This window comes from Natrialba asiatica DSM 12278 (genome assembly GCF_000337555.1).
In the GTDB taxonomy this organism is placed as follows: domain Archaea; phylum Halobacteriota; class Halobacteria; order Halobacteriales; family Natrialbaceae; genus Natrialba; species Natrialba asiatica.
Genome location: NZ_AOIO01000029.1, coordinates 122640 through 145913, shown reverse-complemented (window position 1 = coordinate 145913; position 23274 = coordinate 122640). Strand labels below are relative to the sequence as shown.

The following is a 23274-nucleotide window of genomic DNA, read 5'->3' as shown; positions in this document are numbered from 1 at the left end:
CGGTATCGAACCAGATTCTGGGTGTTGGTGCCATGGATTTCGCGGTTCTGATCTACGTTGTGTCTGTGACTGCGATTTGCGTTCGTCCGCAACGTCTGCCTCTATGGTGTGTCGATCCACTGCGGTCGATTCGCGACTAATGGGTGATCGTGAGTGGTCTCGGCAACTCACTGTAGTCACGACGACCGCACTGGGAGTCCAACCTAGGGGACCTTCATTATGGGTCGATACAAACACGTTTAGCAGGCTGCTAAGCCGCTCGCCGTCCAGTTACTCCGGAATCGCCAAGATCGCCACCGAGCACTGCCGAGCAGTCGGATTCCGAATCAGTGTTCTCGCTGCAACAGTTTATCAGCGCTATAGTAAACCGGTCATCCATGCTTGTCGGAGTCGAGAGCGATCCCGCTCCGGCGGGACTCGAGGTATCGGGCACGAACCGAACCGCCGCCGCACGAGTTGTGCGCCGGTCAGCGACGAACCTCCCACACGATACACCATGACGCCGACAATAAGCGACACTGAGAACCGAATGGACGAGCGAACGCATGGCCGTCAGGTAGTCGACCAGACCGAGTCTGGAACGACCCTCGAGCACGTCGAAGACGACCAGCGAACGCGCGAAGCGACGATCTGCGTCGTCGGGCTCGGCTACGTCGGCCTGCCACTTGCAGTCGGCTTCGCCCAGTCGAACTATCAGGTCATCGGCTACGATGTCGACGAGACCACCGTCGAGCGGTTGCAGGACGGCGAGGATACGACCGGCGACCTCTCGGATGCGGCCGTCCAGAACGACGACATCTCCTACACGACGAACGCAACGGCGATCAGCGACGCCGAATACGTCGTCATCGCCGTCCCGACGCCGATTCGGGACGACGACCGCCCGGACCTGAGCTTCGTCGAAAGCGCCGGCACGACGGTCGGCTCGAAGATGAGCGCCGGCACGACCGTCATCCTCGAGTCGACGGTCTATCCCGGCTCGACCCGCGAAGTGCTCGTTCCGAAACTCGAGGACGCATCCGGCATGACCGCCGGCGAGGATTTCTTCGTCGGCTACTCGCCCGAGCGGGCGACACCGGGTGACGAAGAGCACGGGCTCTCGGATGTCGTGAAGGTCGTCAGCGGCCAGACCGAAGCCGTTCTCGACGACGTCGCCGACCTCTACGAGTCCGTCGTCGATGCCGGCGTCCACCGCGCTCCGTCGATCGAGGTCGCCGAAGCGTCGAAGGTCGTCGAAAACACGCAACGGGACCTGAACATCGCCTTCGTCAACGAACTCTCGGTCGCGCTCGAGCACATGGACGTCGACACGCAGGATGTGCTCGACGCTGCCGGCACGAAGTGGAACTTCCACGACTACCAACCCGGACTGGTCGGCGGCCACTGTATCCCAGTTGACCCGTACTTCCTCTCTTACCGCTCCGAACAGGAAGGATTCGACCCCGAACTGATGCAGACCGGCCGGAAAGTTAACGAAGCGATGCCCGGCCACGTCGCCGACCTGACGATCAAGGCCCTCAACCAGTGTCACAAGACGCTCCGCGACAGCCGCGTACTCGTCCTCGGTCTCTCGTACAAACCGGGCGTCGGCGACCTCCGCAGTTCGAAAGTGTCCAAAGTCGTCGACACGCTCAACGAGTACGACATCCACCTCGAAGGATTCGATCCGATCGCAAACCCCGACGCCGCAACCGAAACGTTCGATCTCGAGGTCCAAGAGAACCTCTCGTTCGAGGACTTCGACGCAATCGTCCTCGCAACGCCACACGACGAGTTCACCCAGATCGATCCGGAAGCGGTCGCGAGCGAACTCGCCGACGATCCGGCGTTGATCGACGTTTCGGGCGCGATCGACGAGGACGAAGCCGTCGACGCTGGATTCACCTACCGACGAGTATGATGGGACCGGGGGATGGGATCGTGACCGATCTCGAGCGGTCGGTTGCGGCGACGGTTACGGCGACCGGTATCCGAGTCGCTGCGACGGACGACAGCCGACACGCGCCACACACGTCACGCAGGGCAAACGCATCACGCACATCACACACGGAGGCACCCCACTGATCACCGATGCGCGTTATCGTCACGATCCAACACCCCGGACACGTCCACTTCTTCCGGAACGCGATCGACGAACTCCAGGCCGACGGCCACGAGGTTCACGTCTTCGCCCGGGAGAGCGGCGTCGCGATCGACTTGCTCGAGGCCGCCGGTATCGACTACGAGGTCCTCGCTGGCGATGCGAACTCGTTACCCTCCCTGGCGGCCGTCCAAGCGACCTACGAGGCGCGACTGTTGCGCCGAGCACGAGCGATCGATCCGGACGTCATCACCGCGATCGGCGGCGTCGCCGCCGCTCACGTCGCGACGGCACTCCGGACCGAGAGCGTCGTCTTCTACGACACCGAACACGCGACGCTCATTACGTCCCTCGGCTACCCCTTCGCGGACGTGATCTGTACGCCGACGTGCTATCGCGACGAGATCGGTTCGAAACAGGTCTCGTACCCGGGCTACCACGAACTGGCGTATCTCCACCCCGACCGGTTCGATCCGGACCCGTCCGTCCTCGAACTGGCCGGTGTCGAGCGTGACGAGCAGTTCGCGGTCGTCCGCCTCAGCAGTTGGGAGGCCTCACACGACGTCGGTCACGGCGGTTTCGACGACCCACACGAGGTCGTCGACCGACTCGAGGACGCCGGCGCGACCGTCCTGCTCACGGCGGAGGGCGAGCCGCCCGCCGAACTCGCCTCCTACCAGTTGCAGACGCCCCCCGAGAAGATGCACGACCTGCTCGCCTACGCCGATGTCGTGGTCGGCGAGGGCGCGACGACCGCCGCCGAAGCCGCCGTCCTCGGCACCCCATCGGTCTACGTCAACTCCCTCTCGCTCGGCTACACGGCCGAACTCGACTCAAAATACGGGCTCTTGTTCGAGTTCAGCGACGAGAATCGCCACGTGGAGGCGCTCGAGAAAGCGGTGTCGATCATCGAGCGCGAGGACGACCCGTGGGAAGCGCGGCGCGAACGGTTACTCGCGGAGCGCGTCGACGTGACGGACGTGATCGTCCGGACGCTCGAGACGACCGCGCGCAGTGGGCGTCCGACACAGACAAAACACGCAGCGAACCTCGGCTAGGTGAGCAAACGATGAAGGTACTTCAGGTAGTGACCACGCCACGGCCGTTTTTCGACCAGCAGGTGTCGGTACTCGAAGATCGCGGCGTCGACTGTACGGTGGTCGGCGTCCCCGGCGAACACCGCGGCGATTCGGGACGGACGCCGCTCGACTACGCCCGATTCTATCCGCGGATTCTCGCCGAACTTCGGTCCGACGACTACGACCTGGTCCACGCGAACTACGGGCTCGTCGCTCCGTTCGCGCTCGCTCAGCCGACCCGACCGGTCGTCCTGACGCTGTGGGGAACCGACCTCATGGCCGACCGGGAGTGGCTCCGGGCGATCAGTCGGTTCGGAGCACGCCACGCGAGCGCCGCCGTCGTTCCGAGTCCGGTCATGGCGCGCGAACTCGAGACCGACCACGAACTGATCCCCTTCGGCGTCGACACTGAACTCTTCAGACCGATCCCGCGGGAGAGGGCACGCGAACGGGTCGGCTGGCAGACTGACGGCGAGCGGAAGATTGCGCTCTTTCCCTACGATCGGTCGCGGTCGGTCAAGGACTTCTCGCGGGCGAAGCGACTCGTCGAGCGAGCCGATGCGGAGATCGAACTGCGAACGGTAAGCGGCGTCGACCACACGGAGATCCCCTATTACATGAACGCAAGCGACGTACTGCTAGTGACCTCGAAGCGCGAGAGCGGGCCGATGGTGGTCAAGGAGGCCGCCGCCTGCAACCTGCCGATCGTCTCGACGGACGTTGGCTTCGTCAGCGACACGATCGAGCACCTCTCGAACTGCGTCGTCAGCGACGACGACGAGGAACTGGCCGCCGGACTCGCAGCTACGCTCGAGGACGGCAGCCCCTCGGACGGACGCGAGCGTATCGACGGGCTGAGCCTCGACGCGATGGGGAACCGGCTCGTCACCCTCTACGAGGGGCTGCTCGGGACGAGGGAGTCGAACGAGACCGCCGTTTCCCGACGAGGTGTTTCTCGTGGGGTATAGCTCGCTGTCGGAGCTGCGCCCGCTCCGACTGGACAGCGTCGCGGCGATCGGCGGACTGCTACTCGCACTGGCGCTGCTCCCGCTCCAACTGTTCGTCTCGCAGGTCTACCTCGATACGGTCCCGTTCGTCCTGGCCATCGCGTGCGGACTTTACCTCGTCGCGCTGTATCAGCAGGACCGCGAAACGACGATGCCGCAACTGCCGACGAGCGTTTCGATGGCGCTTCCGAGCGTCGTCCTGGCCGGACTCGGCGGGCTGATCGTCCTGACCAGTCTTCAGGGCGAACGGACGCCGGTATTCTTCGGACTCGCCGGCGTGCTCGCGACGCTGATCCTCGTCCAGATCCTCTTTACGAGTTCGCGAGACTTCAACCAGCGGCTGTTACTGGTCCAGATCGTCCTCTTTGCGCTCGTGTTCCGGTTTACCGCGCTGTATGCTACGCCCGGCTACATCGGAATCGACATCTGGACTCACATGGGATTCGTCGATTCGATACACGCCCAAGAGTCCCTGAGCGCGATCTCCCACGACAAGCACTACGCCTCGCCGTTCTACCACCTGCTCGTCGTCGCGTCGTCGCTCCTCCTCGACGTGCCGCTTCGACTCGCGCTGTACCTGTCGGTCGGGATCGTGATGCCGCTGTCGGTGCTGCTCGTCTACGCGACGACGAACTTGCTCGTCTCGGCGCGCTGGGCGGTTCTGGCGACGGCGCTGTTCGCGTTCGCGGGCCACGTCGCCAACTGGGGCATGCACCTCATTCCGACGAGCCTCGGGCTGGTGTTCTTCCTCGGCGTCCTGTACGCCCTCATCCGCGTGATGCGTATCGAGTACACGATACGCGATTTCTCGCTGTTGCTCCTCTCGAGCGTCGCCGTCATCCTCACCCACCAGGTGTCGACGTTCATCATGCTCGTCCTGTTGCTCGCCGCCTTCGTCGCCCAGGTCGTCTTCGTCGTCGGCCCCTTCGGGCTCACGCGACTCGATACGAGCGTCTTCCGCGCGAAGAAGCCGGTCAACCTCATCGGCCTCGTCGTCTTCAACTTCGGCATGACGATCTTCGTCTGGTCGCTTACGCCCTATCGCGAACAGTCGTTCCTGGCAACCGTTCTGAGCTACTTCACGCAGACGCTCGAGGAAAGTGCCGGCTTCCTCAACATCGCAAGCGGCGGCTCGAGCGGCGCTGAAGCCGGTGCCGAAGCCGCTGCACCGACGCTTCTCGAACAGCTCGTCCCNCTTCCTGTTCCTGCTCGGTGCGACGTTCGTCGGCTGTCTCTACGTCGTCCACCGCCGCCGGGCCGAACAGTCGGTGTTCACCCTCCTGCTCGCCGCCGCGATCATGCTCGTGTTCGTCCTCGTCCTGCCGATGTTCGGCATTCGAAACTTCATTCCGACGCGCTGGTTCGCGTTCCTCTACGCGCCGATGGCCATCCTCGGTGCGATCGGGCTGCGCACGTTCGCGCGGAACCTCTCTCCCGGCATCGTCGTCACCTGCCTCGTGCTGTTTGCACTCATCTACCCCGGCGCGATGTTCCTCGCCGCCGAAAGCAACACCGAGAATCCGGTCTTCTCCGAGCAGCACGAACAACTCGCCTACAGCGAGGCTGAACTCGCCGCCGTCGACAGCATCGGAGAACTCACCGGGAGTCCCGACGGCGACAATATCAGACCCGATCAACAACTCCACACGGACCATCCGTATCAAACGGTCTTCAGTCGGACGGGAGCCTATCCGTCGACGACGACGGCCACGGTCCCCGACGGGGGGTCCGCCGACCACGACTACGTCGTCTACCGGACCGAGCAATCGACCGACGCGACGTACTTCGGTACCGCCGACGGCCCGGGTCGTATCGAACAGGTCAGTCAGGATCGCCTCTGTAGTCCGGACCAGGCGACGGTCTACACGAACGGCGAGGTAACCATGTGTACGCCCTCGCCGGCGAGTTAGTCGGTCGGTTTCGTCGCCGCGCTATTTTCCGTTCACGTTCGGTCCCGGTCGAGCGGTCGAGAGTTCACTGCCCCGATTGTACCCGTCGTCGCGAAGACTCGAACGTGAGTACAGATGCACTCTTCGAGGAGTGTCTCGGCCACTACCGACTGTCCTTCGACTAATCCTGCTGTCTGAGGGTGTCATAGAATTATCGACTCTGTTGAAACCTTGTTCTCCAAATGTAATAGAGGTGAAACAGCTGATTATTGAAAACTGCGAGTGTACCGCTGAATATTCCACCAGTTTCAGTCTCCGTACGACGGAACGGAAGAAATGGACCAACCGTCTGGACTGTCACAAATTATCTGTGCGTCCGAATAGATCAGAAACGAGGGCTGATTGTCGCCAACCAGTTCCCAACCATCGCACAGATCATCACTAGTGTAGCAAAACACAGGGCCAGTAGAATGAACACAAACGGTATTGTAACGATCTCGATTACCGAACTCTCAGTCAGGGGCGTGGGAATTTTCGTAACCGCTCCTGTACCAAATGCCATAATTCCCCCGATTGACGAGGCAAAACCACAAATTAATCCGGCTCGATGACTGTCAGTGGATCTTCCATCGTAGAGATATCCGACGATAAGTCCAACCGCTATCATCGGACCGCCATGAACGAGGGTTGTACTTTCCCGCGAGACGATCAGTGTAAGCGGGACCGAAGCGAGACCGAGAAGAATCGCAGTACCAAACGACCCTTCAGTCAGACCGTTTAAAATGTTCCGAGAGTCACTACTGGCCACTGTCCAAACGGTGCCGTCCGCGAATTGAAATTCTTTTCCAACCCTCAGTAACAGAACTAAGATAATGTGCCTGCTGGCGTCACTGCTTTCCCGTATTGACTGCTCGGAGTGATCTGTCGATGTTGTGAGTGAGACAGACGGTAGTGAGTTCGTGGAGTTGCTTCCACCACCGTCGTGAGCGAACGCACCGTACTTTCGCCTGAGCGTTAAGTTGACTGTCTCCGATTGACTCCGTTGTCGTAGAGATCAGCGTCTAAACGTGCATTCCATACCTTATGAAGCGAAGTAAATTCACGATGCTTGATCAGTGGACGAACCTCGTATTGATGGACGAGTTGCCTAATTTTCTGATCGTCGTCCCCTTTCTCACCGAGAAGAATATCAATACTTTCGGATTTCGCTTGATCAAAGACGGAGCGATCTGGCCATCTGTTTTCCCCTGTCTCCGATGTGTGTAAATAAGGAGTTGCGTTCTCCTTCGTATCGACCAGCAGTGTAACTTTGAGGTGCCGAATCGTGAGTTCAGTTCGTTTCGTGTAGTGTTTCGAGGCGTGACTGCGGTCGAATCCTGACGCATCGACTCCAAAGGTGCCGTTTGTTGGAAGTTGCATCTCTGAGAGAGTCAATGATTCACACCACACAGCTTACACAGCGCGTATCTCGCACGAAATCGCCTCCAGCTTCGAGACAGTGGATCGCTCAATACAAGCCGATTACTGATCGTCCCGGACGACGTGGGCAGCCAGCTCAAGGTCCAATTCTTCGATCCCGTCCAGTACTAGTTCGGCCATCTGGCGAGCCCCGTACTCACTGAAGTGCGTGTTGTCGGCCACCCCGTCTGGATAGTTGGGATGTTCCCCCCGCGGCAGATGGTTGTAGAGGGATTTTGATCTCTCCGGTCCCAGTTCTCGTAAGAGTGATTGGCTCCGCTCGTCCGCGTCGATGAGCGGCACGTCACGCGCCCGTGCTACGTCTCGTATCAGTTCCGAGTAGACTCGATGGGTGTTTTTCAGTTCTCCATCCTCGTCGAAGTGACGGCGCGCGATGGGCGTGAGCAATACCGCCTTTGCTCCGCGTTCGCGTGTCCCTTCGACGAACGTCTCAAGGTTGGTTACAAACTGCTCCTCGGTCGTGTGCTGTTCTTTCGAGGGCACCTCGTCGTTGTGGCCAAACTGGACGAACACGTAGTGGTTCTCACCCAAGCGACGCACCACGGGCTTCCAGCGCCCCTCTTCCAAGAACGTACGAGTACTGCGCCCGTTGCGGGCGTGATTTTCCACCGTCACCGAATCGTCCAGACAGTGAGTGAAGGGCGTTCCCCAACCGGTCTCAGGACGTTCGCTTGCCGATTTCTCGGCCATCGTAGAATCCCCGATCAGGTGAACAGTGATCGACTCGGTCCTCATTTTGGGAGTTGTAATCATGGTGAAAGGATATATGCATCGGTACCGGCCAGTCTGCATACTCATTCTAACAGCCGTTTCAGGCGATCAAGTCGGAGAATATACGAGTGCTCATTGAGGGTGACCTCTCTTCTGTGACGCCCTGCTGCTGTCGGGTTGTAACTGTAATGCCGGTCTCCACGCGGTCATCTAGAAACCACAGGATATATTTCAAAACGGTGAGCAGAACGGGACAGACGACTTGCCCGAACCTCCACACTGACGAAACGGTCCTCGCCGCTGCAGTCCGCTTATCAGCGACCGTCGACGGGCGACGCTCGCAACCGCCTGCAGCAGGGTGTCCACTCGTGACTGCCCGGGATCCGAACGCAGTGCGACGCGAACGGCAAGCGACTGAGCGCATGACTCGAGACATTCTCAGCCGACGACAGATCCTCGGAATCGGTGGTACCGCCGGTGTTGGCGGTATCGGCGTGGTCGGATACGTAACTGATAACCCCGTTCACCGATCCGATATCGAACGGTTTGACACACGGCGTCTCGACGGTACTCCGGCGGTCGGAACGCTCTGGTACAGCGAGTACCAGTCTGGATCAGAACTGCCGGAGGCGTCCGTCACCCACCTCCTCGGCGTCCAGTATACCGGGATCGACGAATCCACCACCGACCACACGTTCGACGTCTTCGGCGTGGTCATCGGCCGGCGGTCGACGCTGTTCGGAGAGCGGACGCTCGTTGAGCCGCGCTTTCTCGGGGTCCGCGGCGAGAACGAGTCCGGAACAACCGCCTGGGACAGCGGGGAGGTCCCCTACGTGCGTGGCGGCCCACTGCGGCCGCCCGAGACGGTTGCGGATGCCCTGCCGCTCCCACCCGAACGACTCGACGACGAGGCATCGATCCGCCGGCTTATCGAGGACGGTCGCTTCCCTAGGGCGGACACGAACGACGCGAACCGCACGGACCGACTCTGGACCGACTTCCGACTGAGCGGTGCGCTCCTCGACCGGTACGACGGTGAGCACGACGGGCGGCTGACCCGTGCTGGGCTGCTGTACGGGCTCCACGGAACGCCCGATTCGGTGGCCGACGCGACCCCGCCGTCCAAGCGGATCGACGAACTGTATTCGTCGGACCCGGGATACGAGGGGCGCGGAGAGCTGTATTCGTGGACGCCCGGGGACACCCTCGCCCACGTCGTCCGATACAAACGACTGTACGTCTCTCCGGGCGACGGCAGATATCGGTTGCGAGTCGCACAGCTAGTCCCGCGGCCGGGTTTGCTCGGGCGGCCGTGGATCGAGACGGGGCTCGTCATCGACTTCCCCGAGTAGCCGGCCACCGTGTCTGGTTGATGGTGGCAGCGGAGTTCCACGGCAAAGAACACGGTGATCGCTGCGGTGAGCCGAGTTCAACACACCGCCAGATCGATCGCGGACGCGACTCGAGATAAACCCGTCGAGGGCCGGTCTTCGGAGAACTCGAGAGCGACCAGACCGGAGCGGACGACTGGAACAAATGATAGGACTGACCGGGCCGTAATCCGTCTTCGCGACGAGTCTATTCGACGACGATCGGTAACGAGACCTCCCGGTAGGCGGACTCCGAACTCGGATCCGCCGGCGGCTCACCCTTGTAGAGCAAGAGCGTCAGCCGAAGGGACTCACCCTGCATCGACGGCGTGAACTCGAGTGTCGGTTCACTCGTCTCGCCGTCGGCGACCGTCGTCGAGGTAGTGGCAAGTTGGGTTTCCTCCGCGACGGTCACGGAATCACCGCCGTCGGTTTCGTTTACCCGCTGCAACAGCATTACCGTCGTATACGTCTGCTCCGTGTGCTCTTCGTTTGTGATCGATACCGTCAACTCCTGCGTTTCACCGGCCGTGTACGTGTCATTGTACATCGTCTGCATATCGCCGTCGACTTCCTGGGTGTCGACTGCGAACTCGGTGTAGCCATCGTGCTGTGCGGGATTGGCGACGGCAAACCCTGCGCTCAAGAGCAACACGGCGACACCGAGCGCGATTCCGAGATTGTACGGGCGCGGGTTCGTGCCAGAGTACGCTCGATTCTGGACCTGTGTGAAAAACAGCGAGTTCTCGGTAGGGGTCATCGCGAATCGTCGATCCGGTGGACACCGATAGCGAGAAACGATTCCGAGTAGGGACAGCACGATGGTTACCAGCGTAATCCCGTAAAGCACCGGTTCGAAGGTAATACCCCAGGGGGTTATGCTGGCAAGAAGGGTGATTCCCGGGACGAGCGCAACACTGAATACGACTGACAAGATCCCTCGCTCAGTGAGTTCGAGACCCCGGGTGTGCAATAAGGGATTTCCAAGGCCCGTTTTTTCCTCGTCGAACGCCTGATCGTCGTCGGCGGCTTCGTCCGGAAACAGCACGGAGACAAGCGCATACCCGGGGAGGAAGAGCAACAGCGGGAGCGCCAGCCCGATGCGAACAGGACCCGGAAGCGGGAGGAAAAGCCCGAGTGAGAGGGCACCAGTACTCGCGATGACGATCGCCAGGTCGAGAAACCACCAGTCGGTGTCGCTCATGGTGTCGACGACGGGTCCAAGGTGGTTTATTATCGCCCCGGTAAGGGCCGCTCACCCGGTGAAATCACCCCCGAACATCACCCATCATACCACAATGCGGACATATGTATTGGACTAATGTCTTTCGCTGGTTCTGGACAGTCACGATGAGCGGAACTATCGAAAATTCAGCGATAGTGTTTTGAAGTATTCACCCCATAACCGAAGTAATTAATGGGAGAGAGTATTTTGAGATCGGACCTATATGGCCCGAATGGGCGTGTTTCTGGTGTTATAAAATGGCATAAAATAGGATTCCGGCTGATGAAACATCGTGAAACCGATTCAATTGGAATGTTCGGTTTCTACACTTTATTACCTACACCTGATTAGGGAAGACTGGTTCGATGACAACGACATATATCAGTTCGGAAGGACAGAACGGGCAGGGAACTGCAGATGACGCAGTTAACGATGCAGCCGACGTTTCAGACGTGGAGTCGTTCACTGAAGACGAAATATTTCACCTGCTGCAAAATGAACGCCGGCGGCTGGTTCTACGGTACCTTCGCGGTACCGATGAAGCCGTCCGCATGCGTGACGTTGCAGAGCAGGTAGCTGCGTGGGAACACGACACGACGGTTGCAGAACTCACTTCGACAGAGCGCCAGCGCGTCTACATCCCGCTGTATCAGTCCCACCTCTCGAAACTGGACGAAGCCGGCGTCATCGACTATCAGCAAAACCGCGGGATCGTCGAACGGAAGCCGCTCGCGGACGAGGTCGATCAATACCTGCAGGTCGACGAGCAGACGGACGAATCGACCGAAAACGACGAGACGTCGATTTCCGTCAGCGACGACTACTACATCGGTGCGACCGCCGTCTGTTACGTCGCGCTGCTGGGTGCCGTCCTCGAACTCCCGGTCCTCTCGATCGTTTCAGGAATCGGACTGAGCGCACTGATCTTGCTGCTATTCACACTGGTCACTGCCAGTCGATTCATCAATTGACCCGGACGACCGCGATCAACGAAACTCCTTATACTAGCCCGTAAACCGGGAACATCCACACTGCAAACGTCGTTGCAGCCACTGTAAGCGTTACTGCCGTCAGTACCGATGCCGATGCGAGTGCAACGAATAGAAACAGGAGTCCGACTAGAACCGGACCAAGGAGCGGCGGCGAAAATGACTGTTCGTCTGCAGCCGTCTCGGGGAGTTCCACAAGACCGCGTTCCGGATCGAACGTGATCGAACCGGCGTCGTCGAGCGCAGGAAGGCGTTTCTGATGGAGGTGTTCGTGAATAGTCGCCCACGTTTCGATCGGGACGGAAGAGGGTGGGGTCGGCGGGGTCGACGAGAAAATTAATGTCGACTGCGATTGCTGTACCGCCGATGGATTTGACGGCGTTCGAGTTCGTGTCGACTGCACCGTGGCAGACGCATGTACTGTCTCTTGCTGGTCAGCACTGTGAACCAGTCGGTCGACGAGTTCATCGACGGTAACTGGTGTTCGCATGTCCGCAAGGAGCGCGAGAAGGTCCTCGTCGGAGTCGGGAACCGCAGTAGGAGTGGAATCGGCAGTGTGGTTGCCGTCGGTGTCGGCGTCAGTGTCGCGGTCGGCCGGTGGACTCGACCCAGAACTTGAGCCAGAACCTGAACTCGTGTTTGTACTTGTGCTTGTACTCGGACTTTCGGAGGTCGTAGCGGCGGTAGTACTAGTTCGGGGGTGAGGACTGGCACCGGCCACTCCGGCGATATTGCGCAGTGAGACCCCCAATGAATCGCCATCTACTGATTGCTCTTCGACTGTATCGGCTGACGAAGAGCGCAACCAAGACGGCGTCAGACGCATATTCCAGCCTAAATCTTCGTGGTATATAAGTATTCTCACGATTCAAATCCGGTAAACGATCTAAATGGTTGTTAGCGGCTGTTTGACGAACCGTTAGAATACGTTCCCTATGTCAAGAAACAGGTCGTTCGGGTGCTGACTAGGACATAATCCGTGGTGGTGATTGCAACCATGGGATTGTGTCACTAGCAACTGCATCCCAGGAGTCGAGCCACGTTTGCAGGTCGGCCACGCGGAGTTTGTGTCTGGGTGCTATCGGGTGGATGTTCTCGTAGTCACCGAGCAGTCGGTCATTGAATCCGTGTTGCTCGAAGAGCGTTCGCCGGTCGGGCCACGGGGGCTCAAACGAGGTCAGAAGCGGCGTCTTGCGCCTGACGAACCCTTCGACTTCGTTTAGCAGCATGCCGTCGTGTGGACGATCCGGCGGTCGGTGACGGAGGATATCGTCATCGAGCTGTTTGCAAGCCTGTAAGAAGGTCTCAGTCGTCCGGAGGCGCGGGGGCGTTCGGAGGTGCCACTCGAGCAGTTCGCGATCGGTTGCCAGAAACGGGGCAAAAAACTGGTCGGCGAGGTGATTGTGGAACGGAACGGACGGCTGATTGGCGATACCACAGCAGGTTAGGGCGTTTTGAATGCAATCTGCGCGCGAGCGATTGGCGGCAAATTCGGCGGCGACCGCCTCTTCGACGAACCGTTCCGGATCGTTGTCGATTCCCGTCCGCTCGGTCAGTTCGATGCTCTGCTCGCGGCTGTACCCGTACTTGTCGAGGAAGACCGCAACCGGGTCGGGATCGGGATCGAGTCGCTGAAACGGCACCCACGTCCCGAGCACGTCGACCCCGTCTTGTGCGGTAAAGTGCCCGCGGAAGAACGTATCACAGAGCAGGCCGTGGTACATCGTCTCGACTTCGTCCGTGAGTTCGTCCGTATAGCCGGCGTGATGAATATGGAGCGACTCTTTGATCCCCTGTGAGTACTGGACCTTGAACTCGTCGGCGAGCAGATAGCGTTCGTCCGGTTGGAACGCGGTGTGTGTTGCACCGTACTGGTTCGCAACCCGTTTTGCACCCTGCACTTCCTGTGCCTCCGGCGAGCCGACGGTGTAACAGTGGTCGATGTCGTCGACCTGTGAGAGCACGATGCGCGAATCGTACCCCGCAGAGAGCAAGAGCCCCTTCGGCCCGGGATTCGACGAGCGCCGTCGCAGCGCCCGTTCGAGTCGAGACGCGAGTTCGTCCACGTAGTCGAAGGCGTCGGGGTCGGCCGGCCGGTAGACGAACCGGGAAAGGGAGTCGACGCCGTGCGGTGTCAGCCGGCTATCGATCGGGAGCCGCGAGAGTTCGTCTATCCACGTCTTCTCTCCGAGCGCGAGGCCCATGTGGAGGAACTCGAGGATACCGTTCCGGTCGAGTGAGGGGCCCGGAATCGTCCGTCCGACTTCGGCGGCGTCGGTACCGAAGACGAGCGGACCGGGGTCGTCGGTGTAGAAACACTCCCGTGAGCGCACGAGATCGGTTGCGACGAACGGCGTTTCACCGTCGATATCGAGGACGGCCAGGTACGAACCGTTGAGCGCGTCCAGCGCATCGAGGCCGTTCGCGTCGTACCGGTCGAGCAGCCAGCGTGCGGCGTTTTGCTCGTCACCGGGAACGTAGGCCTCGCCCCAGATCACACAGCAGCCGGTTTCGTCCGCATACGTCGCGCTCCAGCCCGGATAGTCGAGGCCGGGATCTCTGATCGCAACTGTAAGCGACGGTCCGGAGAGGACCTCGTCGAACTCGTCGCGCGATCGAAACCGCTCGAACGTCTCGCTACCACCGAATACACCAAACAGTTCTTTGTTCATCGTTAGTATCAGTACTCTCCGCTGTGGTGGGAGTAGACGGCATTTCGTCGCGGAGATGCCGAAACGGTCCGGCTGTCCCCGAGGGTCTGTCTCTCCTCGAATCTGGGGTCGAGTTCCAATTAACTATGCCGTTGCTAAGGCCCGGATCGGTCGAAATAGAGCGTTTTAGTCGAATTGCACGAACACCGCGCCGGTGCCTATCGGAGGCATAATAATGCCGTCACTATCGGTACGGTTGAGCACCATGACAGATGGACGAGCAACGCGACGCCGCTTTCTCGCCGGATCGAGCGTCGCCGCGGTTGCTGGATTGGCAGGCTGTACTGACCGGCTCAAGTCACTGCGCGGCGGCTCGGTCGACGACGGGTCGTCGGGAAACGAGTCCGCCGAGAACGGGGAGTCAGACGTCGCCGCACTCACCGATGGCGTTCCGCCCCTCGAAACCGAGTACAATAGCCGTACGGAGTACGGCCAACCGGGCGACTCCCTCGATGACTTCGAGGATCTCGATGCTTGGGAGATCACGCGCGGATCGGGCGAGACCGACCAGGACGTTGCTTTCGACGGCTCCCAAAGCCTCCATCTGACGAGCGAGAACGGCCAGACCATCGTCGCACAACGCGATGTCTCGGGAACGGACCTGACCGACAACGACTACTCCTTTGCCGTTCGGACCACGACGCCCCAGGACATCACAGTCAACCTGCGCGTCGTCGACTCCTACGGGAGCGATCGGATCTACTCGCTTCGCGAGATCACGTATCGCACTCCCGATATCGGCTGGTTCCGCGCAAGCCCCGGCGTCTTCGAAGAGAGCGATATCGCGCCGACGCTGGACAATGCCGACCGACTCGAAATTCGGGTTCTCCACTCCATGGACGAGGCCGAGATCTGGATCGACGACCTTCGGACCCACCGGAAACCGGAGACGGGCTACGTCATGCTGACCTGGGACGACGGCACGCGCGATTTCTACGACACGGCCGCGCCGCTGCACGACGAGTTCGGCTTCACGGCGGTCCAGGCGGTCGTCCCGCGGTGGGTAGTCGAAGGGCGAAACGGCATCATGTCCGTTTCGGAACTCCAGGATCGCCAGAAGGAAGGCGATCAAATCGTCGTCCACGGAACGCACACGTCGCTCCACGAGTACGACGACGACGCTGAACTCGAGAACCGTATCCGGAGCGATAAGAACTGGTTCATCGAGAACGAGTTCGAGGGCGCGGATTACATCGTTTATCCGAACAACAGTTACGACAAGACGAGCCTCGAGTATCTCACGGACTATCACTACTGCGGCGGATTCAACCAGTCGGGGAACGTCAACACGACGACCGTCTACGGATTCGACCCGATGGCGTTGCCGCGGACGATCGGACACGACCTGAGTACGTCGAAACGGTGTGTCGATCTCGCCGAGGCGCACAACCAGTGTACGATCCTGAACTTCCACGAGTTCGACGCGAATAACACGATGCCCGAGGGCGATTACGAGACGTTCCTCGAGTACGTCGATAATGCGGATGTCGAGGTTATTACTTTCGATGACCTGTGGAAGCTACGAACGGACCCGTTTTGAGCGGGGCACGGGTCGCGAGCAGTACTGAACGCTACTTCAGGCCGAGGGACGAACTGTTTCTTGAGTGCTATCGGACGGCACGTCGATCAATACGACCGCTGTCGTCGTCGCTCGGTGCTCAGTGAGAGCGAGGGAGAAGCCGATAGCTGATACCCGAACGGTCGGTTGAAGCAGTTGGTCTCCCAATCGCGTCGGTGGGTATACCGTCGGACAGGAGTCAGTGAGAAGTCGGTCGCGACAGTCCGGCTGTCTCCAACGGCGACAGTCGAGTTCGAGCGACCGGTCTTCAAATGGTGCTGTCTGACAGTATTAGTTGACGGTGAGCGTTAGTTCGGTCGTATCGCGTGCGCCGGCGTCGTCGGTGACGCGCAAGAGGACGCGGTGTTCGCCGGTGGCACTGACCGTGACGTCGACCGTTTGACCGGATTCGTCGTAGGTGCCGTCGCTCTGGATGCTCCACTCGTAGCTGACGAGTTCACCGTCGGGAGCACGGGAACAGGTGGCATCGAGGGTGATGGTTTCGTCGGGAGCGAAGGTTCGGTCGGCAGCGTTCGCTGGCTCAGTGCGGATTGTTGCGGTTGGGGCGGTGTGATCCGCTGGGACGTCGCCGTCGGTGTTGCTGTCGTCACCGCCGGCGTTGTCGCCGGAATCCGCACCGTTCTCGCCGTCTTCGCCGTCGTCGCCGTTCTCTCCACTACTATCGTCACCATCGTCGGGTTCGGTCTCGTCCGGACCGTTCTCGTTCGCCGGCGGGTCGTCCGGTTCTTCCTCTTCGTCGAGTGGTTCGTCGGGTTCGTGGCCGTTGTCGGGTTCGTCCGTCGGGAACAGCGCGTCGGTGGTCAGGTGTTCGACGATCGCCGAGTGCCAGGTGACTCGCGTTTCGAGTTCGTTCTGGGTCGAGACGGTTTCGACGAGGAAGGTATCGGCGTTCAGCTCGCGGGACGCCTTGTGGACGAGGAGCCCGCTCGGATCGTTATCGGGGGCGGAGTAGTACCCGGTCTGGAACGCGCGGTTCGAATCGTCGATGTAGGTCTCGTTGACCGCGTCGGCGGTGTCCGCTGCCAGTTGGGCGACATCGTTCCGGCGAGAGTGAAAGATCGCCTGTCCGACGCCGTCGACGGGGTCGCCCGCGTAGATCCCGCGCGATTCGTGAAGATCGATCACGATGTCGGGATCGAACTCGGAGATGACGTCCCAGATCGCGGTGGCGAGTTCGGTTCCGGGGTCGCTTCCCTCGGGGAACTGTCGGTTGAGGTCGACGCCCTCGTCGTCGACGCGAGTCGTGCGTTCGATGGCGACGGGGTTCGCTCGGGGGAGCGTGACCAGCGTCCCGGCGTCGATCGTCCACTCGGTAATCTCTTCGGCGGCGGTGTAGCCGGCAGTCTCGTTGCCGTGGATGCCACCGATGACGAAAACCGTTGGACCGTCGGTTGGAGCCTCTGTAACGGTGACGGTCGTTTCGCCGTCCGTTCCTTCCAGAATCGTAAACGAAGAACGAGAGAGGTTAGCCTCGTCAGTCGACCCCGGATCGGATTGGTCTTGGGCCCGTGTCTGCACTTGTGTACCGGTTGCAATACCTGCGCCTGTGACTGCCAGTCCAGAAAGGGACAGTACTGTTCGTCGTGATATCGAATCCCGCTGCATACCACTGCCTCCTTTTGAAGGGGGAGTGTTCACTATAGCGAGTTTAAGACGATTGTGCGACTTCGTTCCGCTCGCGAAATGGTTGGGTCGAATGGAGTACCGGAACTAGTCGAACTGTCCCAGGTCCACAACTGTCCGATCTGGCCGGTATAAGCGGGGTGAGTGTGCCCATACTGGCCCCGGTCTGTAAGTCACGATTTGGCGACATATCTCTGGGCATGTAGTGTATCCTGTTAGCACACGTCGTGGCGTTCGTAGAACCGCCGCACTCGGTCGTCGGCCAGCAGCGGGCCGTGAACCTGGATCGACTTGAGCCCCGGATAGCTGTTGGCTTCGATAACCGAGAACGATCCGTCGTCGTCGGTGACGATCACGTCCCAGCCGATGTACGGGAGGAACGAGGCCGTCGACGCCATTTCGAGCACCGAATCGCGAATCTGCTGCCAGCCGGGAACCTGCCTGCCCTCGATCTGCGTCCCGGTATCCGGATGGGTTTCGTGCCACGACACGCGCTCACCGCTGTGTGCCGGCGGCCGTGCACCGGCCCCGAGTTCACCCGTTTCGGGATCGATGGCTGCGGAGAGACCTCCCTGCGTGAAGTTGTCGAGCGGCTCCGAGTCACCGGTGCCGATTCGATGGATCACCGCCGCGATAAACGGCTCGTGATCGACCTCGTCGTACATCGTGATGAACCGAAGCGTGTTCGGCGTCTCCGGATACAGCTCGTCCGGGAACGACCCCTGCTCGACGTACTCACAGACGAGGTACTCGTCCAGGTTCGCGACTACTGATCGAAACTCCGCCTCAGTGTGGTGCTCGCCGTTCACCCGGTAGCCGTCCGGTGAACGGGAACACAGCAAGACGTTGTTCCCGCCGCCGCCGTGGACCCACTTGAGCACCAGCGAATCCTCGACTTCGAGGCGTTCGACGACCCGTTGAGCGGCGTTATGCGACCGGCCTTCTGCTCGACTGAACTCGTCGCCCGCATCACCCACCACGCCTCCATCGCCCGCGGACTCGGCGACGACGCTTCCACCGTCGGTCAGTTCGGACCGTTCGGCCATCGCATCGACCGAGTGGAACGAGCCGTCAGCGACCATTCCGTAGACGGTCATCCGCTGCTCGTCGAAGGGCTGCATCACCCGATGAAACAGGAGTTTGTTCGACAGCGCAACCGACCAGGTACCGTTAATGCGCTTCGTTCGAACGAACCGCTGATAGTCGTTGACGTAGTCCTGCGCTGACTCCTCGTCCAGATCGTAGATCGCATCGGAGCGACTCAGGAAGCCGCGCCGCCAGAGCCACAGCCGACGCTGAAGCGGCGGGGAAACATCGCTCTCGTACTCCGTCCCCGCGAGTCCCTGCAGCCCTCGAGCCGTATGGTACAGCGTTCGGACGTTCATGGCTTCCGCTGGGAGCGCAACGGTATTAGTTACCGAACGGAAAAGATCGTTTCACAGCCGCGAGTTCAGTTGAGCCAGGTGGAACGTTGGTGGTTACTCGTCTGCCGACTCCGATTCGGCGCGCGTCGAACCCGCGTCCGTCGAGAACTCGTCGACATCGGGGCTGTTTGTAGTCGCACTACACAGCGGGATTCGGGAGGTGGCGGTGACGAGGCCCACGGTGAGCAGCGCAAAGAGGAACACGGTTGCGGCGACCGTCTTCGGACGCCGTCGAACGCCGGTTCCAGCAGCCCAGCACAGCCCCGGATAGCGGCGTCGGGAGAGCGTTGCGGATCGGAGGTGCCACGCGCCGCGCAGGAACCGTCCCTCGGCGAGGTATCGCTTTCCGAGGAGGAGGTTGTGACGCGCACGAATGTCGTATCCCGCAGCCTCGAAGCGATCGACCTCGTCTTCGTACCGCGAGAGGTACTGCTGATCGGCAGCTTTAATGACGGCTGCCGGCGGATGGCCGGTTTCCTCGCGAACGACGAGTTCGTCGTCGACGTAGGCGAGTTTTCCTTCCTTGAGGATGCGCAGACAGAACTCCGGATCCTGGAATCGGTCGAGTTCTTCGTCGAAACCGCCGATATCGCGGGCAACCTCGGTTTCGACGAGGAGGGTCGAGCCGGCCCCCGGCTGGACGTTGTCCGCCAGAATTTCGCCGATCAGTTCCTCGCCGCCCTCCCGGGTCGGCTCCGCGTCCGACCGGGAGAGGACGGCGGCGGCGAGACCGCGGAATTTGTCGCTCGTCTCGGGAAGTTCCAGCGTGGTATCACAGTAGGCGGCGACCCACGCTTCCGAGCGCGTTCCGAGCGTCTCGAGCTGGCGGTCGAGTTTCTCGGGACGCCACTCGTCGTCGGAATCGAGGAACGCGATGTACTCGCCACGAGCGTGGTCGATACCGGTGTTTCGGGCGACATTTGCCCCCTGATTGTCCGCGTGGACGACCGGCTGTACTCGGGGATCGTCGTAGCTCGCGAGCACCGCTGGCGTGTCGTCCGTCGAGCCATCGTCGACGACGATGACTTCGATTTCCTCGACCGTCTGCTCGAGCGCGCTATCGATCGCCGTCGGCAGGGTCTCGGCTCTGTTGTACGTCGGAATCACGACGCTGACGCGCGGCTCTGACCGTTCGTGTGCCATTTCAGGACGCTACCCGGCCCCAGGGCATTATTATCGAGCGCATAAGCACCGCTACCAGTGGATTCCTTGCCCACCCACAGATTGGGTCCCCGGCAACGATTCGGGTTGCTGTGGGCGCTAAGAGGTGTATAAGAAAGACCCAACCAGTCCTCGACGGGATCAATGACGAACAGCAATCGACGATCGTTCGTGGCGGCGACCGCGGCGGTCGGCACACTCGGCGTCGCCGGCTGCCTCTCGAGCATCGAAGAGTGGGGTGGCGGGAACGGTGACGACGATTCCGACGCCGACTCAAACGGCGACGCGGACGACTCCGACGACGAGACGACACCGTTCCACTACGCCGACCCCGCCGACCTGCCGGGTGAAACCATCAACTCCTTCGACACCCTCGACGACTGGGTCACGTTGCTCGACGAGGGCGATTTCGAAGCCGATGAGGACGACCCCTACAGCGGCTCCCAGTCCGCCCGCCTCACCGCACCCGAGGGGACCGAATACGCCGGCATCTACCGGACCATCTCCGGCGGAACGGACCTGAGCGACTCGAACCTCTCGCTGGCGGTCAAATTCGCCGAACAGGACCAACTCACGCTGACGCTCGAACTCTTCGCGCCGAACTCGAATATCGTTCACCGGCTCCGGCGCACCCTCGTCGGACCGAACGACAGCTGGACCCGCGTCGACTTCGGCACGACGGACGTCGACGGCAATCCCGACCTCTCGTCCGTCCGCGAGATCCGCCTCTCGGCCCGCCGACGCGGCAGCGACTCCGGCCCGATCGAGTGTTCGATCGACGACCTTCGCACCGCCCCCCGCCCCGACACGGGCAAGGTCATGCTCCTGTTCAACGGAACGCTTCAGAGCCATCACGAAATCGCGCTCGAGCACCTCTCCACGTACGACTTCACCGGCGTCGAAGCCGTGATCCCCGAAGCCGTCGGCAACGACGACAACGGCCGACTCTCGCTCAGTGAACTCGACGAGCTAGCCGAGGCCGGCTGGGATCTCGCTGCCCGTCCACGAACGGGGTCCCAGAACATCACCGACTTCTCCGCCGAGGAGCAAGAACGAGTGATCGAGCAGACGGCCGGCTGGCTCGAGACCCGCGGCTTCGAAGACGGCGCGGGGACCTTCATCACTCCACGAAACGTTCTCGGCCCAACGACGCGTGAACTCGTCCAGGAGTATCACGACCGAGCGCTCCGGTACGGTGGGTCTCCGAACGCACTGCCGATTTCGGACCCGTACAACCTCGGGTTCTTCTCCGGGGAGGCGGGTGCAACGACGAGAACGTACGTCGACCACGCCGAAGCGTACGGTCAACTCGCAGTCTTGCACTTCGAAGAGATCGGTCCCGACGGCATGGCCGAAACCGCGTTCGAGGACCTCCTCGAGTACATCGATGCCGCGGATGTCGATGTCGTCACCGCATCCGAACTCTCCGATGCATGAACGGCGAACTGGGCACGAGATACCGCGTCCCTGACCGCGACGGTCCGAGCCGTATCGAGCGGCAACGATCGACTACGCATCGAGACCGAGACGCAGTTAGAGTCACAGTCACAGTCACAGCCACAGCCACAGGAGGCACTACCTAGATGTACCGAGACTCCAGCGTCGGCGTCGTGATTCCGGCCTACAACGAGGAAGGATTCGTCGGCGACGTGATCCGCGAGATGCCGGCGTACGTCGACCGATTGTACCTCATCGACGACCGGTCGACCGATGGCACCTGGGAGGAAATCCACGACGCGGCCAGGGCGGATCGTGACAAGCGCGCAGCCGAGACCGGCTCGGACCGTGCAGCCGCGACCCACCGGGCTGAACTCGCACCTGACGGCGGCACCTCGGCCCTGTCGAACCGAGCCGTCGTCCACGATCCGATCGGGCGCGTCGTCCCGATCCAGCACCGTGAAAACCGCGGTGCGGGCGGGGCGATCAAAACCGGCTACCTCGCCGCTCGTGCGGACGGCGTCGACGCGACCGTCACCGTCGACGCGGATGGCCAGATGGACCTCTCCCAGATGTCGCGGCTGCTCGACCCGATCGTCGAGGGCACCGCCGACTATACCAAGGGGAATCGGCTACTCGCCGCCGAATACCGGGACGCCATGCCCCGCTTTCGGTTCATCGGCAACACCATGCTTACCTTCCTCACCAAGGTCGCATCCGGCTACTGGAAGACGATGGACCCGCAGAACGGGTACACGGCCATCTCTCAGGACGCCCTGGAAGCGATCGAACTCGAGTCACTCTACGAGTACTACGGCTACTGCAACGACCTGCTGGTGAAGTTAAACGTCAACGACGCGGCCGTGGCAGACGTGTCGATGCCCGCCGTCTACGGCGACGAGGAGTCGAGCATCACCTACTCGGAGTACATTCCGAAGGTCTCGACGATGCTCCTCAAGAACTTCCTCTGGCGACTCAAGACGAAATACCTCGCCCTCGACTTCCACCCGCTCGCACTCTTTTACCTACTCGGGGCGGGAACCTCCGCGATCGGGATGGTCGGTGGACTCTGGACGCTGTTCATCGCCCTCTCGCAGTTGACGCTTCCGTTCCTCCAGGGAATGGCGAGTTTCCTGGTCTTCATCTTCGGCGTCGCGCTCTTGCTCTTCGCGATGGTGTTCGATATGGCCCAGAGCGAGCACCTCGAGACGCAGGTGTACTAGCGCTCGCTCACGTGCCTTCGGTCACGATATCTCACCTCTGAACGCTTTGCTCACGCATGAGTCCGCTCACGCGCGGATCGATCTCAGCGGCGGCTCCTCCTTACTGCTCGCGACGTTCACTACGCTCTGTTGACACACTCGTCTCTCCATCGGACACGGACCGCACGATTAGCTGCTGCGTTGGACGGCTTGAGAAACCAACCCGATCCGGTGACCTCCCAAGCGACAGTCAGGTATCCTCGTTCCTTCCGTCACTGGCGAAGCAACTTCGTGAACTCGCCTGCGGG

General features: G+C 61.0%; 15 protein-coding genes and 2 pseudogenes. 9 read left to right on the top strand and 8 right to left on the bottom strand.

Going from position 1 to position 23274, the window contains the following annotated elements; genetic code table 11:
* The first annotated feature begins 496 nt into the window (after positions 1-496).
* The 4 genes and pseudogenes from C481_RS11365 (at position 497) to C481_RS11350 (ending at position 6076) form a co-directional block, all read left to right on the top strand.
* Positions 497-1900: a nucleotide sugar dehydrogenase gene (locus C481_RS11365; protein WP_006109351.1), complete on the top strand. Its 1404-nt coding sequence runs from the start codon at positions 497-499 to the stop codon at positions 1898-1900.
* Between the two features lie 170 nt (positions 1901-2070).
* Positions 2071-3138: a DUF354 domain-containing protein gene (locus C481_RS11360; RefSeq protein ID WP_006109350.1), complete on the top strand. Its 1068-nt coding sequence runs from the start codon at positions 2071-2073 to the stop codon at positions 3136-3138.
* 11 nt (positions 3139-3149) lie between these two features.
* Positions 3150-4127 carry a glycosyltransferase gene (locus C481_RS11355; RefSeq protein ID WP_049904607.1) on the top strand — a complete coding sequence of 326 codons (978 nt, stop codon included), beginning with the start codon at positions 3150-3152 and terminating at the stop codon, positions 4125-4127.
* Positions 4117-6076: pseudogene (locus C481_RS11350) on the top strand (hypothetical protein). Before C481_RS11355 ends, C481_RS11350 begins: the two are co-directional and overlap by 11 nt.
* 364 nt (positions 6077-6440) lie before the next feature.
* On the opposite strand, the gene C481_RS23200 reads toward C481_RS11350, so the two are convergent.
* The 3 genes and pseudogenes from C481_RS23200 to C481_RS11340 all read right to left on the bottom strand — a co-directional run bounded on the left by C481_RS23200 (position 6441) and on the right by C481_RS11340 (position 8269).
* Complete coding sequence (locus C481_RS23200) at positions 6441-6863, bottom strand: DUF5518 domain-containing protein (RefSeq protein WP_161605632.1); 423 nt, start codon at positions 6861-6863, stop codon at positions 6441-6443.
* 79 nt (positions 6864-6942) lie between these two features.
* Positions 6943-7507: pseudogene (locus tag C481_RS21245) on the bottom strand (IS5/IS1182 family transposase); the annotation flags it as partial.
* Between the two features lie 69 nt (positions 7508-7576).
* Entirely contained in the window at positions 7577-8269 is a 693-nt protein-coding gene (locus tag C481_RS11340) for a rhamnogalacturonan acetylesterase (RefSeq protein ID WP_049904614.1), read from the bottom strand.
* A gap of 398 nt (positions 8270-8667) precedes the next feature.
* On the opposite strand from C481_RS11340, the gene C481_RS11335 reads away from it, so the two are divergent.
* Positions 8668-9597: a hypothetical protein gene (locus C481_RS11335; protein ID WP_006109346.1), complete on the top strand. Its 930-nt coding sequence runs from the start codon at positions 8668-8670 to the stop codon at positions 9595-9597.
* Positions 9598-9823: 226 nt separating this feature from the next.
* Here the strand turns inward: C481_RS11335 and C481_RS11330 are convergent, their stop codons facing one another.
* Positions 9824-10819, bottom strand: a complete 996-nt coding sequence (locus C481_RS11330) for a DUF1616 domain-containing protein (RefSeq protein WP_006109345.1) — start codon at positions 10817-10819, stop codon at positions 9824-9826.
* 386 nt (positions 10820-11205) lie between these two features.
* Here C481_RS11330 and C481_RS11325 point away from each other — a divergent pair, with 386 nt between their 5' ends.
* The gene (locus C481_RS11325) at positions 11206-11811 is read left to right on the top strand and encodes a DUF7344 domain-containing protein (protein ID WP_006109344.1); all 606 of its coding nucleotides are present in this window, start codon (positions 11206-11208) and stop codon (positions 11809-11811) included.
* Between the two features lie 983 nt (positions 11812-12794).
* On the opposite strand, the gene C481_RS11315 is transcribed toward C481_RS11325, so the two are convergent.
* On the bottom strand, positions 12795-14501 hold the full coding sequence (locus C481_RS11315; protein WP_006109342.1) for an asparagine synthase-related protein: 1707 nt from the start codon (positions 14499-14501) through the stop codon (positions 12795-12797).
* A gap of 244 nt (positions 14502-14745) precedes the next feature.
* On the opposite strand from C481_RS11315, the gene C481_RS11310 reads away from it, so the two are divergent.
* Positions 14746-16080: a polysaccharide deacetylase family protein gene (locus C481_RS11310; RefSeq protein WP_006109341.1), complete on the top strand. Its 1335-nt coding sequence runs from the start codon at positions 14746-14748 to the stop codon at positions 16078-16080.
* Positions 16081-16389: 309 nt separating this feature from the next.
* Here the strand turns inward: C481_RS11310 and C481_RS11305 are convergent, their stop codons facing one another.
* From C481_RS11305 to C481_RS11295, 3 genes are all read right to left on the bottom strand, one after another.
* A complete protein-coding gene (locus C481_RS11305) occupies positions 16390-17637 on the bottom strand; it encodes a PKD domain-containing protein (RefSeq protein WP_006109340.1) in 1248 nt (415 codons plus the stop codon).
* A 320-nt stretch (positions 17638-17957) separates the two neighbouring features.
* The gene (locus C481_RS11300; protein WP_006109339.1) at positions 17958-19127 is read right to left on the bottom strand and encodes a sugar-transfer associated ATP-grasp domain-containing protein; all 1170 of its coding nucleotides are present in this window, start codon (positions 19125-19127) and stop codon (positions 17958-17960) included.
* Between the two features lie 93 nt (positions 19128-19220).
* Positions 19221-20309 carry a glycosyltransferase family 2 protein gene (locus C481_RS11295; protein ID WP_006109338.1) on the bottom strand — a complete coding sequence of 363 codons (1089 nt, stop codon included), beginning with the start codon at positions 20307-20309 and terminating at the stop codon, positions 19221-19223.
* A gap of 162 nt (positions 20310-20471) precedes the next feature.
* Between C481_RS11295 and C481_RS11290 the strand changes: the two genes are divergently transcribed.
* Positions 20472-21764: a polysaccharide deacetylase family protein gene (locus C481_RS11290; RefSeq protein ID WP_006109337.1), complete on the top strand. Its 1293-nt coding sequence runs from the start codon at positions 20472-20474 to the stop codon at positions 21762-21764.
* Positions 21765-21910: 146 nt separating this feature from the next.
* Positions 21911-22987: a glycosyltransferase family 2 protein gene (locus C481_RS11285; protein WP_006109336.1), complete on the top strand. Its 1077-nt coding sequence runs from the start codon at positions 21911-21913 to the stop codon at positions 22985-22987.
* Positions 22988-23274 lie beyond the last annotated feature (287 nt).